This window comes from Lactobacillus sp. wkB8, from assembly GCF_000761135.1.
GTDB classification, from domain to species: Bacteria; Bacillota; Bacilli; order Lactobacillales; family Lactobacillaceae; genus Lactobacillus; species Lactobacillus helsingborgensis.
In genome coordinates, this window is sequence record NZ_CP009531.1 from 1,777,081 (window position 1) to 1,789,750 (window position 12,670).

Here is a 12,670-nt window from a genome sequence, read left to right on the forward strand (position 1 = left end):
AGCCATATACTAAACTTATATTAATATGCAGTTTAGAAGAGGAATTATATGAATACACATAAGAATGCTAACAAGCAAGGAGAAAAAATATTGCTCGGCGGCGTGGCCGCAGCTGCTTTAGGCTTAATTAATGCCAAACCCCAAACGGTGAAGGCAGCTAATCAAAATGGCAACCGTGCCACTAAGAAGACTGCGAGCAGAGCAGTCAAGACTAAATTGACCTACCAAAGTGAAACTAGTTCAGAAACGGAAGGCGAAACAGCTACTAATGATGACCCTGCTGGTCAAAACAGCAGCAGTCAAACAAATGGCAGTGAAAATAATGTAGGAACAGCAAGCAGCAACCCTGAAACTGGACTAGGTCAAACTGGTGCCAATAGCAATCCAGCAAGTGGCAGTAATCAAAATGCAGCTGCAGGCAATACCAGCGCTCCAAGCACTACAGACAATGCAAAAACTGACAAGCAAGAAACGGGTTCTATACAATTTGACCCTGCTAAAGCTACTCGAGATGGCGCAATTTCAGGTACTTGGAATAGTATACCTACCACTTTTTCTGATGGAGTATTGTCTATTGGAGAACAAGGAAACAATTACTCGTTTGGTAACATAAACTCCGACTATCAGGGACTTTCATTTAGTGACAATAAGAAAAACTTAAAAATTGATGATTTATCTACTATTACAGAAATTGATTTTAATGCTCCTATCAAAATTTCAGGTGGGGTAATAAATTTTTTTGGTGGTTTAACTAACTTAACTACAATTAAGGGACTGCCTAATTTAGATACTGAGAATGTAACTAGCATGTATGGCTGGTTTGATGGTTGCAAGTCTTTAACCAGTTTAGATTTATCTCATTTTGACACTTCTAATGTTACTAATATGTCTCGTATGTTTGATAAATGCTCATCACTAGCATCTATTACCTTCTCTAATAAATTTAAGACAGATCAAACAACTGACATGTCCTATATGTTCAATGGCTGCCAAAAACTACCAAATATTGACTTATCTACGTTTAAAATAACGAACAGAAACAGAACTGACATGTCCTATATGTTTAAAGATTGCAAATCTTTAACCAAATTTGACTTTCCTAATTTTTCCTGTAACGGTGATGCGAGTTATATGTTTGAGGGTTGCGATAATCTTGAATACTTAAATTTACTTAACTTTACTACAAAAGATGAATTTGATAATGGTGAAGAATTTGATAGAGCTACTTGCTACTCTATGCTTAAAGATCTTCCTAAACTAAAAGTAATAGTATTAGGCCGCTACACCCATATAAAACAGTCCGATTTTAATACTGAAGGGACTTGGGTAAACATGGGTATTCCGCAAGGGGGTTGGCCAGCCCCCAAAAAAGGTTCAATCCAACTAAGTTCTACTGACCTTACCCAAAAGTATGCTAATATGGATAATGACTTTGGCAAAGCGCTTTATCAAGACACTTATATTAACTTTAAGAATCTCGGTAAGGGAATTACAATTCAATACCGTGACGAAGATGGCAACAAAATTCCTGGTGTTGACGATGATATTCAATTTGGTAATATTGATGATTTTCTTGTAAACAATGATCCCTATACTGCCTTTAAACCACAAGAAAAGTTTACCGATAGTTCAGGGAACGAGTATGATTTTGATAATTTAGCTAAGATAAATAATAGTACGGTAAATTATAATGCTGTGAAGTTTACCCCTAATGACCAGACTATTACTTTCTTCTATACTAAAAAAGCTAATAGTTCTGTTCCTTCCAATGGTTCAGACTCTTCTAATGGCTCTAATACTTCTAATGGTTCAGATTCTTCCAATGGCTCTGATACCTCTAATGGTTCAGACACTTCCAATGGCTCTGATACCTCTAATGGTTCGGACTCTTCCAACGGCTCTGACCCCAGTGATTCTGGTCCTTTTATTTCAAGTACTTGGGAAGGTGTGCCTGTTTTCTTTTATACTGATACTGGTAAATTAAAAATAGGTCTTCCTAATAAGACATATACTGTTAAAAATAATAATACACTTGGCGATATTAGCATTAAGAACAACACCTTAGAAGTAAATCCTTCAAAGATTACAAAAATAGATATAGTAGGAACCATAGAAATCGAAGGAAATGCTCAAAAGCTATTCTCTGGGCTTTCTAATTTACAAACTTTTAAGGGTTTGGAAAATTTAAAAACAGATAAAGTAACAGGGATGAACAATATGTTCGATGGTTGTTCATCACTAACTTCCCTGTCCCTTCCTAAAAGTTTTAATACAAGTAAAGTAACTGATATGGGAGGCATGTTTGAAAGTTGTACGGCCCTAGAAACTTTAGATTTGTCATATTTTGATACTTCTCAAGTAACTAGTATGTTAAATATGTTTAGCGGGTGTACCAGTCTAAAAAGCTTAAATCTACAAAATTTCAATACCGATGAGATAGATGATTTTAATGGGTTAGGTTCTATGTTTGAAAATTGTACCAATCTTGAAGAACTAGATATCGAAAACTTTAATATTCCATCTGCTAAGTCCGCTATTTCAATGTTTGAAAATGACTCTAATCTACGAAAATTAGTTTTAGGACCTAAGTGCGATATTTCAAATTCTAATCTTAATGTTCAAGGCACCTGGGTAAACATGGGTTTAGGAAAAGGTTCTCCTAAAAAAGGTACATGCAAATGGTACTATCCACAGGCATTCTTAGATGAATTTAATCCTTCGACTCAACATGATACCTATGTATGTTTTGCTGATCTTGGAGGACCAATTACAGTTCATTATCAAAGTGATAATAAAGATATCGCTGATGCAGAACAGCAATTTGGTGATATAGATACTAAACTTGTCAACGACGGCTCATTCACTGCTTTTAATCCCAAAGAAATTAAGGGATATAAATTTGACCACGCAGAATTCAATGGATCGGGAACGGATATAAATAGCTTTCTGTTCACAAGCAAGCCTCAAACCGTTAATCTTATATATAAGAAAACTACTGGTGGTTCTGGTAGTGAAAGCTCAAGTGATAGTAGTTCTGGATCTACTTCTGACAGTGGAAGTTCTAGCAGCAGCTCCTCTACTTCCACACCTGGGAATGGCAGCACCAGCAGTAGCGCCTCAAACTCTAACTCCAGTAGTACTAGTTCTACGCCTTCTGGCAGCTCTGGTATTTCCAATGGCTCCAATAGTTCCAATAGTTCAGGATCAAACAATAGTAGCGGCAGCAATGTGATTAACAATAATACGCCTACCCCAATTCCGACCAATAATAAGTCAAAGAAGAAATCTACTAAGAAGTTACATAAAGACCACCGGATGGATAAGCAGAATAGTTCAAAGACAGTTAAGCATCATCAAACTGCTAATAAAGGACTTAAAGAAAAGCATCAAGCTAAGCGTCAAACTAGATTGGCAGCGGCAAGCGGCAAGCTGAATAAAGCTGCTAATGAACCGCAAAAAGGCAGGCAAGATAACACCCTGCCGCAAACTGGCGCTGAGAAACGCAACAGCTTCGCTATGCTGGCCTTAGGCAGCTTAGCTTTAGCAACCGCCTTAGGTGCTGCTTGGCTTAACCGTAAGAAAGACTAAATAAATTCTAACAAAAAACGTTCTATATTATTAAATATAGGACGTTTTTCTGTCTAGCTTAGCTTAGTTTGACTTTTAATAGGGTCAGCCATATACTAAACTTATATTAATATGCAGTTTAGAAGAGGAATTATATGAATACACATAAGAATGCTAACAAGCAAGGAGAAAAAATATTGCTCGGCGGCGTGGCCGCAGCTGCTTTAGGCTTAATTAATGCCAAACCCCAAACGGTGAAGGCAGCTAATCAAAATGGCAACCGTGCCACTAAGAAGACTGCGAGCAGAGCAGTCAAGACTAAATTGACCTACCAAAGTGAAACTAGTTCAGAAACGGAAGGCGAAACAGCTACTAATGATGACCCTGCTGGTCAAAACAGCAGCAGTCAAACAAATGGCAGTGAAAATAATGTAGGAACAGCAAGCAGCAACCCTGAAACTGGACTAGGTCAAACTGGTGCCAATAGCAATCCAGCAAGTGGCAGTAATCAAAATGCAGCTGCAGGCAATACCAGCGCTCCAAGCACTACAGACAATGCAAAAACTGACAAGCAAGAAACGGGTTCTATACAATTTGACCCTGCTAAAGCTACTCGAGCAAGCTTTCCAAGTAAATGGCAAGGATTAGACATCAGTTTCGACAACGCAACACGTATATTAACAATTAGTGGTGGTACAATCGATAACAGTGATAATCATACTGTCAGCCTATACTACAACTTAAATGATCAAAATCCAGTATTAGCTGCTGACATTAAAGAAATTGATATTACTGGCAAACTCAAAATTATTGGTTCTGCTGATAAAATGTTTACTAGCCTTGAGAATCTAGAAACTATCAAGGGGTTAGATAATCTTGATACTACTGATGTTACCAGCATGAAAAACATGTTTGGGAATAATCAAAAACTAAAGAGTATCGATTTATCTAGTTCAACTTCTTTCATAACCACAAAAGTGACAGACATGTCATACATGTTCTATCGTGATCAAGCTTTAACTAAATTAGATTTATCTTGCTTTGATACGTCAAATGTTACTAACATGACGCATATGTTTGAAAGCTGTGTGGGACTTCAAAGTTTTGCATTCCCAGCTACTTTTAAAACAGATAAAGTGACAGACATGTCATACATGTTTGATAACTGTAATCAAGTTTGGTCAATTGACGTAACCAAATTCAACACTTCTAATGTTGAAAACATGGCATATATGTTTTATAATTGTCAAAGTTTTCTTAAGTTAGACGTATCAAGCTTTGATACGTCAAAAGTGACAGATATGTCATATATGTTTGGTGCTTGTGTTAATTTGCTTAAATTAAATCTGCCATCTACCTTTGTTACCGATAGTGTTCAAAATATGAAGGGAATGTTTAGCGGTTGTGAGAACATAACTGAGTTAGACTTATCAAAGTTTAATACTGCTAAAGTAACTAATATGGCCAATATGTTCGCAGGTTCTAACAAATTGACAGACATTATTGCCTCTGATAACTTTACTACCGCAAATGTTACCGACATGAGTAACATGTTTTCTGCTATCCCAATTACTACTGATAGTATAAACAAATTAATATCCAGATTTAATACTAGCAAAGTCACAGATATGACAGAAATGTTTGATGGCTGCTCACAAATAACTTCACTTGATTTGTCCAAATTTGATACTGCTAATGTCGGAAATGTCCCTGAAAAACTATCTCGTGCTGGTATGGAAAGAATGTTTAGTGGCTGTGGTAACTTAACTACCTTAGACTTAAGCAATTTTGATACTAAAAATGTCCGTGATATGAGCTGGATGTTTTACTACGATAAAAATTTAAAAAGTATAAATCTTAATCTTTCTCTTTTCAATACCTCTAACGTTATTGACATGAAACACATGTTTGATGATTGTCATTTATTAACTAGTGTTGATGTTAGTCATTTTGACACTTCAAACGTCCTTGATATGAGTTACATGTTTAATGATTGTGTTAAATTACCTGCAATAGATGTTAGTCATTTTAATACTACCAAAGTAACTGATATGACGAGTATGTTTTCATATTGTGATTCTTTACCAAGTTTAGATGTCACTAACTTTAACACGGTAGCTGTTACTGATATGGTTAGAATGTTCTGGCAATGTTCAAATTTAACCAGTTTGGATCTACACAACTTTAATACCAGAAAAGTTTCTGATTATACTAACATGTTTCAAGGCTGTGATAAACTAGCAAAACTTGATCTTAGTAGTTTCGATATGCAAATTTCAGCACCATCTATTGGTGATATGCTTAGCGATCTTCCATCTCTTGAAGTGCTTATACTAGGCAGAAGAAATAATTTGAAATTAGTCGAAAATTATTGGGACGGTGGTTTAGGCAACAATCATGATGGCAAAGAAGAAGATGTCTGGGTTAACATGGGAGTTAATAAAGACAACGGTGGTCTTCAGCCTAGAGTTCATTCTTGGACTGGTGCTGATTTAATGAAAAATTATGATGGCAGTAAGGATTATGATGTGTATATTAATATCAATAAAATGCCAAATCCTTGCAACATTACCATTAATTATCAATTTGAGGACGATAAAACCGCCAAACTCTCACCAAACGATTATCAATTCGGTACTGCTGGTAATGACGTGGTTATTCCAATCACAGCCAGAAAGTTGCCTACCTACAAACTTGCTTACGTTGAAATTAATGGCAACAAATATACCACAGATAAATATGAAGATGCGTTGAGTAAACTAAAGTTTACTAATGATCCTCAAACTGTTACCTTTGGATATGAAAAGAGTAATGCTGGTAAGGGTAATAGTTCTAATGGAACAGGTTCAGATAGTAATAGTTCCAACGGCAGTTCTTCTGGTTCTACCCCAGGCAGTGACAGTTCCAGCGGCAGTTCTTCCGGTTCTACTCCAGGCAGTGACAGTTCCAGCGGCAGTTCCTCTGGTTCTAATCCTGGCAGTAACAGTTCTAGTGGCAATTCCTCTGGTTCTAATCCTGGCAGTAGCAGTTCCAGCGGCAGTTCCTCTAGTTCTACTCCTGGCAGTAACAGTTCCAGCGGCAGTTCCTCTGGTTCTAATCCTGGCAGTAACAGTTCTTCTGGTTCCAATGCTGGTAACAATACCAACAATTCTGGTAGTGTCACTAATGGAAGTTCAAATAATTCTGGCATAACCAGCACTGGACAAAATAGTAATTCATCTAACACTTCAACTGACAATAATACCGAAAAAACTCCAACGAAGAATGGTGTCAAGAGAGTAGTTACCCACAACGCTTATATCTTTAACCAAAAAGGCAAGCGTGTAAAAGGTGAATACTTCGTTGGTAAAACTCTTACTACTTATGGTACTAAGACCATTAACGGCAAGAAATTCTATGCTTTAGGCAAGAACCGTTTCGTTAAGGCTAATAATGTTACTGGTATCAACCGTAAATTAAAGCACAATGCCTTTATTTACACTAAGAAAGCCAATAACAAAGTTAAACGCTATGGTCATAAAGTCCTTAAGAAGAACAAGACAGTTAGAACTTACGGCGGTGCTGTTAAAATGCACAATAAGTTATACTACATCGTAGGCAAGAACCAATTTGTCAAGAAAGCTAACTTTTAAAGATTAATAGATTTACTCTATAAATGAAAAGAACTCAACTAGCAGTTAAAAATGCTAACTGAGTTCTTTTTCTATGCTCAAAAATTAATAAATTACTTTAAAATTATGTGTCTATATTACTAACTAGTGTCATATCTCCCAGCAAATAACCAAATTGAATTTAAAAATCAAAAATCACCTCTTAGCTGAAGCTAATTATTAATTCTTTTAAAATAAGTTGAAATGTATAAATAGTGCTATTAAGTAAAATGAATTGTATAATAAGTTAAACAAGGTATAAGCTAAATGTTAATCATGTATATGTTTATTTTATCATTTAAGAAAGAATAGTAATATGAGTAAGAAAAAAGATTCTAATCGAACAGAAGCTTCAATAATATACTTTAGTGTTGCTGCTGCAGCCTTAAGTTTATTAGCTATATCCCCCCAAACAACTAAAGCAGACGAAATAGTGCCTTCATCGACTTCTGTAACAAAATCTCCGACCACAACAGGTCAAAACAATAACAAAGATAATCTTGCTAACGCTAAAACCAATGCCAAGCAGGAAGTTATTTCTCCAAAAAACTTGCCACCTAAAGATTCAGAACTGAGCACTCAAAGTGCCACTAGTTTCAAGTGGGGTAATCTCGATGTTAGCTACAATAATCATGTAATTACCATCCCAAGTGGCAGTGTGGATCAACCGGGTTCTTTAGCTCTTATTGCAGGCATTAACAGTGACGACGTGCAAGAAGTTCGATTTGCCGGCTCATTAAAAGTTAACTCGGCTTCTGAAATGTTCAGAGGGCTAACTAATCTAACTAAAATCACTGGTTTAAAAAACCTTGATACTTCTGCCACCATAGACATGAGGTACATGTTTGCAAATTGTGAAAATTTAACCAGCATAGACGGCATTGGTGATTTGCAGACCTCGGAAGCATCTAATATGTCTTTTATGTTTTCGGGCTGTAGTAAATTAACTAGTCTAGACTTATCAAATTTTGATACTGCTAATGCTAGCCACGCAGAGAGCATGTTTCAGGATTGTGAAAATTTGCAGAGCATTAAATTTCCACCTAATTTCACAATTGCCAAGGTGGACGATATAAGTCGCATGTTCAGTGGGTGTTCAAGTTTAACTGCTTTAGATCTCAGTAAGTTTAATACTAGCCAAGTTAAAAAAATGATTTGGACTTTTAAAGATTGCTCCAGCTTAACCAAGTTGGATTTAACTTCATTTGACACTTCTAACGTAATTGATATGAATGGAATGTTTAATAATTGTAGTAGCTTAAAAGAACTTGATCTCAGGAGTTTTGTCATAGATCCAAATATTGATAAAGGTTATATGTTAGACGGACTTGCTAAATTAAATACCCTTAAACTAGGTAAAAGTACATATATTAATGATACACATCTTAATACTTCAGGAACTTGGGTCAATATCGGCAATGGAAAAGAAGATGCACCACAAGCAAACAATAAATATCTGTCTGAAGACTTAATTGCCCATGCTGACGACATTCTTGGCGACACTTATATTCGACCAGGTAATCCTATTACTGTTTCTTACTTGGATACTAGTAAAAGACCACTTGCACCTGATATTAGTTTGAAGGGCAAAATTGGCGATGATTATAAGGTGACGGCGAAGACAATTCCGGGATATATCGTAAAGGAAGTCCCAGATAATGCCACTGGGGTTTTCACTGATCAACAGCAGAATGTCAAATTTATTTATTCTGTTGACCCCGAATCTACCTCTACCACCACACCAATTAAAGCTGCAGATGTTACCGTTTCTTATCAAGATGAAAACGGCAATAAAATTGCACCTGAAACGATATTACAAGGTAATGTGGGTGATGGCTACACCACTGGTGCTAAGGCGGTACCGGGTTATACCTTAAAAGTCAGGCCTGAAAATGCCACCAGCTTTTTTGGCGCTGCACCGCAAAGCGTAACCTATATCTATGTTAAAGATGAACCTCAAGCTAATACCAGCCCTGAGCATAGCGGTCAAAATAGTTCGACCAACTCGGCTAGTCAGACTCAAAGCAAGTCTAAAAATCCTCATCAAAATAAAAATAATTCTACTTCAAACGGTATTACTGAGAACTATACCATTTTTAAACCAGCTGAAAGTGATCCTGACTCCACCAAGTCAGTGCTATTCACTGACAATGGTCGCCATGAAAAATTGCCACAAACCGGTACTAATAAGCATTTCCAGATAACAATGCTTTTATTGGGCTTCATGGCAGTAATTGGCAGTCTATTTAGCAACTGTTTTGGCAAAAAGAAAAAAGATTGATTACAATAGTATGAAAAAGTTCCGTTAATTTACGATGGAATTTTTTGTCTTGCATAAAAATAATTGAACCGTTTTAATTAAAGAAGAATATTTTTTAAGCAAAAGGAGTAAAAATGGGACTTAATAAACCACTTTTATTTGCGCTTAGCGATACTAAGCCAGGACCAAAAAATTTAATTACAGATGTTGCCGGCATTACTGTCGGGCATAAAACAGTTGTCACTGACAGACTCAGAACCGGTGTTACCGTGGTCAACCCCTGCCCAGATAATATCTTCCGAGAAAAAATGCCAGCCGCTGCGCACGTTATCAACGGCTTTGGCAAAAGCACAGGACTTGTTCAGGTTAACGAACTGGGCACAATTGAAACACCACTGGTTTTAACCAATACTCTCAGCGTGGGTACCGCATCAATGGCTTTAGTCAAAAGAATGCTGGCTGAAAATCCAGAAATTGGTCTTTCCACTGGTAGTGTCAATCCGATCATCATGGAGTGCAATGACAGTTCGATTAACCATATTCGCGATTTAGGTGTCACTGAAGACGATGTGAATGATGCTTTTGCAGCTGCTAGTACAGATTTTGCTGAAGGCGGAGTTGGCGGCGGCACGGGCATGCGCTGCTACGAACTTAAGGGCGGCATTGGTTCTGCTTCAAGACAAGTAGAAATTGACGGCAAAACCTTTACAATGGGCGCGCTAGTCATGTCTAATTTTGGTCTTAGTGCTGATTTGAACATTTATGGTCATGCTATTGGTAAAAAATTTGTGGATAACAAGGACACTAAGGAAAAAGGCAGTATCATCACAATAATTGCTACCGATATCCCGTTTAACTCGAGACAATTAAAACGCATTGCCAAACGCTCCGGTATCGGCATCACTCGCAGTGGCTCATTTAGCGGCAACGGTAGTGGTGAGATTACTCTAGCTTTCTCTACTGCTAACCGGGTAAGTCATTTCCCTGAACACGAGTTGAGCACAATCCAGGCAATTACTGATGACAAAATTGACCGCTACTTCAGAATTACGGTAGATATTGTGCACGAAGCCATTCTCAGTTCTTTGGCTCATGCCCAAACAACGCCCGACCGTGACGGTAAGCCAATGTTATGCCTAAAAGATGCCCTCATGCAACTTGGTGATGATAAAGAGGCAGTGCAATTAATTGCAGACGTAGGTCTTTAAATTAAGCCAAAAAAATTACACCGCAAAGTTCTACGCTTGATATAATGATACCAGCTATTAGGTATTAAAATTATTTGCTAATGATGTAGTTCGTGAAGCAAACAAATAAAAGTCGTATTTGAATTTAAACTCAAATACGACTTTTTTTATTTATTCAATACAATATTTTCGTCGAATAAGTCGGCTGTTTCTTTTTGTAAATGGTGTGTTACTAAAACAATGGTTTTATTTTTCAGCGTTAAAATCAGTTTTTCTAACGAAATGCTGGCCGCCTTGTCTAATGATGAGGTCGCCTCATCAAAAAGATATACGGGCGTATCACGCAAAAGCGCTCGTGCAAGCGCAATTCTCTGCTTCTGCCCACCAGATAGATTAGTCCCCTGGTTTGCCAGTATCGTGTTGATACCAGCGGGTAAATGGGCAATTATTTGATCAATGCCACACGCCGTAATGACCTGTTTTAGCTTTGCAGGAGCAACCTTTTGCCCCAAAGTTAAATTCCACTTTAAACTAGCCGTAAAAATATATGGTGTTTGTTCGACATAAGAAATTATTTGATGCAGCTGAGTATCAGTAATTTTAGCATAGTCTATGCCACCCAATTTAATCGTACCGGTATAATTTTTTAACAGGCCACTAATAATATTAAGCAGCGTTGATTTACCTGCAGCTGAATCACCGAGCAAGAGATATTTTTTCCCTGCTGCAATAGTCAAATTCAGATTATCTAAAATTGGTTGCCTCTTTTCCTTATAAGTATACGAAAGGTTCTCAATTTGAATTTGTTTAGCAGAAATTTCTTGTTTCTGATCAGGCTGCGTGGTCGTCTTAATATTTGCCAACTTATCCATAATTGGTTTAAGTGATTTAAATTCCTGCCAATTAAAGCTGATGCCACTCAATTCGGCAAAAATTGTACCGGCAAAATATTGCGCGCCGCTTATAGTTCCCACCGGCGTAAGATGCCGCAAAATTAAATAACCGCTTTGAGCTAAAACAATCACTTGACTTAAATAGGCAATGCAATTGGTAAAGGCTTGGGTAAAGCCAGCCGACTTAACGTAATCAACAGCATTTTTTCGGACATCTGCAGATCCTTGATTAATTCTTTTAACAATTACTTGTGGTAAATTTGCTAAAAATAAGGTATTGAAGCCATTCAGGACATCATTAATTTTATTAACCAACCGTTCTTGCGCATGGGAGAGTTCAAGTGAACGTTTAGATAACCATTTTGAAAACAAATTAGGCACTACCGCCATAATTGTGGTTAAGATAACAACAGTAGCAAGTAAACTGACCTGAAAATACGCTAAAGAGACTGCTCCCAACAAGATTTCGCTAATTTGCTGTACAATCATCATCAAATCGTTAACACCAAATTCATTGATCGTATTAATATCATTGGTTAGCCATGAAGCGTAGGTAGCAGTGGTTTGCTGATGAAAAGACTGATAATCCGACTGTGACAACTTTTGGGCCACATCCTGTCGAATCAGCAGATCAATTTGCTGCTTCAATTTTGTTTGACTGACCGAAATTAAATAGGTAAAGATCGCGTACATGACATAGGCAGCAGCCATAATTGTGACCCAAATAAAAAACAGTTGGGCATGCAGTTTGGTGACCTGAGTTAGGGCGTTTGCACTGGCAATTCCTGCAAGTGTTGAAAACCCTGAATTAATAATAGTTAGGGCAATTACTATACTAAATTGCCACTGAGCTCTTTTAAAATATTTGAATAAGGGCATATTACTCCTAAAACTTATTTTTTATTAATGTTTTCAATTAATAATATGATATTTTTCATTTTTATTCAATTTTATTTAGCATAAATGGTTTAATTGCAAATATTTAATGCAGTGCTATTATTAAAACATGTATTAAGCAATTGAACGTATAAATTAATATTAGATTAATAAATATTGTAAAATGTGCTGTCAAAGAAGCACTTAAAAATGGTAAAATCACTCAAGAGCATTACG

5 protein-coding genes are annotated in these 12,670 nt (G+C 36.8%); 4 read left to right on the plus strand and 1 reads right to left on the minus strand.

All coding sequences use genetic code 11. From position 1 onward, the window contains the following. Positions 1-48 precede the first annotated feature (48 nt). From LACWKB8_RS08245 to LACWKB8_RS08260, 4 genes are all read left to right on the plus strand, one after another. Positions 49-3,588 carry a BspA family leucine-rich repeat surface protein gene (locus LACWKB8_RS08245; protein WP_038524496.1) on the plus strand — a complete coding sequence of 1,180 codons (3,540 nt, stop codon included), beginning with the start codon at positions 49-51 and terminating at the stop codon, positions 3,586-3,588. A gap of 134 nt (positions 3,589-3,722) precedes the next feature. Then, the gene (locus tag LACWKB8_RS09070; RefSeq protein ID WP_052059694.1) at positions 3,723-7,199 is read left to right on the plus strand and encodes a BspA family leucine-rich repeat surface protein; all 3,477 of its coding nucleotides are present in this window, start codon (positions 3,723-3,725) and stop codon (positions 7,197-7,199) included. 334 nt (positions 7,200-7,533) lie between these two features. Then, on the plus strand, positions 7,534-9,498 hold the full coding sequence (locus LACWKB8_RS09075; RefSeq protein WP_052059695.1) for a MucBP domain-containing protein: 1,965 nt from the start codon (positions 7,534-7,536) through the stop codon (positions 9,496-9,498). 113 nt (positions 9,499-9,611) lie between these two features. After that, positions 9,612-10,685 carry a P1 family peptidase gene (locus LACWKB8_RS08260; RefSeq protein WP_038524499.1) on the plus strand — a complete coding sequence of 358 codons (1,074 nt, stop codon included), beginning with the start codon at positions 9,612-9,614 and terminating at the stop codon, positions 10,683-10,685. A 146-nt stretch (positions 10,686-10,831) separates the two neighbouring features. Here LACWKB8_RS08260 and LACWKB8_RS08265 read toward each other — a convergent pair whose 3' ends face one another. Further along, positions 10,832-12,436: an ABC transporter ATP-binding protein gene (locus LACWKB8_RS08265; RefSeq protein WP_038524502.1), complete on the minus strand. Its 1,605-nt coding sequence runs from the start codon at positions 12,434-12,436 to the stop codon at positions 10,832-10,834. Positions 12,437-12,670: the final 234 nt, after the last annotated feature.

Excerpts from the sequence above, each read along its gene's own strand:
- LACWKB8_RS08245 (WP_038524496.1), top strand. The coding sequence starts at position 49 with ATGAATACACATAAGAATGCTAACAAGCAAGGAGAAAAAATATTGCTC.
- LACWKB8_RS09070 (WP_052059694.1), top strand. The coding sequence starts at position 3,723 with ATGAATACACATAAGAATGCTAACAAGCAAGGAGAAAAAATATTGCTC.
- LACWKB8_RS09075 (WP_052059695.1), top strand. The coding sequence starts at position 7,534 with ATGAGTAAGAAAAAAGATTCTAATCGAACAGAAGCTTCAATAATATAC.
- LACWKB8_RS08260 (WP_038524499.1), top strand. The coding sequence starts at position 9,612 with ATGGGACTTAATAAACCACTTTTATTTGCGCTTAGCGATACTAAGCCA.
- LACWKB8_RS08265 (WP_038524502.1), bottom strand. The coding sequence starts at position 12,436 with ATGCCCTTATTCAAATATTTTAAAAGAGCTCAGTGGCAATTTAGTATA.